The organism is Halobacillus sp. HZG1 (genome assembly GCF_035818575.1).
GTDB classification, from domain to species: Bacteria; Bacillota; Bacilli; order Bacillales; family Halobacillaceae; genus Halobacillus; species Halobacillus litoralis.
On sequence record NZ_JAYLVQ010000068.1, the window covers coordinates 1 to 1,275 of the forward strand.

1 protein-coding gene is annotated in these 1,275 nt (G+C 38.0%); it reads left to right on the forward strand.

The annotated features are described in order from the left end of the window. The first annotated feature begins 79 nt into the window (after positions 1-79). Positions 80-1,239 (forward strand): IS3 family transposase gene (locus VKA52_RS12910; RefSeq protein ID WP_326315943.1). Its coding sequence is split into 2 segments (ribosomal slippage): positions 80-359 and positions 359-1,239, totalling 1,161 coding nucleotides; the frame shifts between segments, so codons are not numbered across the junction. The last annotated feature ends 36 nt before the right edge of the window (positions 1,240-1,275 follow it).

Below are 1,275 nucleotides of genomic sequence, written 5' to 3' on the forward strand. Positions count from 1 at the left end.
TAGAGTGACCTAATAAAATGAGACTTAATAGAACACCTTCAAAGTGCTAATACTACTTACACTTGGAGGTGTTTTTCTTATGGGTAAGAAAGTTCATTATCCCGAAGAAGTAAAGAAAAAAGTTGTTCAATTAAAGTTAGAGGGGAATCACTCGAATCAAGAGTTGATGGATATGTTCGGAATTAAGAATAAATCTCAAATTAAAACCTGGATGAAATGGTTTAGAAACGGCGAAAGCCATCGTTTCGCTCAGCCTTTAGGTAAGCAATATTCTTATGGTTTAGGACCAGAAGATGAGGATGAAGTTGCGCTATTGAAGAAAAAAGTTGCTTACTATGAAATGAAGGAAGAATTATTGGGAAAGTATCAGGAAATCGAAAGGAAGTGGTTCCAGAAGTATTCATCCAAATTGTAGAAGCATTTAAGCATAAGTACACTGTTAAAGCTATTTGTGAGTGCTTCGGTGTAGCTAAAGCCACGTATTATCGTTGGCGGGGAAAGGAATGGGGGCCAACGGTGTTAGAAGAAAAGATCCTAAAGATTTGTGAAGGATTAAAGTTTCGAGTAGGTCACCGTATGGTCCGGGATCTCTTACGTAAAGAACATCAAGTAAAGGTGAACCGAAACACGGTTCAAAGAATTATGCAGAAGTACCATGTTCAGTGTCGTGTGAAACCAAAGAGACAGTCCTATATTGCCGGTGAAAGCAAAATTGTTGTCCCCAATTATTTAGAACGGAATTTTCATGCATCCAAACCTAATGAAAAGTGGGTGACAGATATTACCTACCTTCCTTATGGAGAGAAAATGTTATATTTATCAACGATTATGGATCTGTACAATAATGAAATTCTCGCTTATTCCATTAGTGACAATCAAGAGAAATCATTAGTATTGGATACGTTGAGGAAAGCTTGCGAGGGGCGTGATGTGTATGAAGTGATCCTTCACAGTGATCAAGGGTCACAGTATACGTCTTATGAATTTCAAGAAGAGACCAAAAAAAGAGGCATTATCACAAGCATGTCCCGGCGGGGAAACTGCTTTGATAATGCCGTCATCGAATCCTTCCACTCCCAATTAAAATCGGAAGAATTCAACCCTCTGGACCGAGGGAAGTTAGATAATCATACAGTACGTGAAAAAGTAGAAACGTACATGTATTACTACAATTATTGTCGACCTTTTAAAAAACTAAACTGCCATACTCCAATTGAATTCAGAGTAATGGCAGCCTAGGTGTTTTATTGAGTCTTATTTAACTGTGTCACTCCA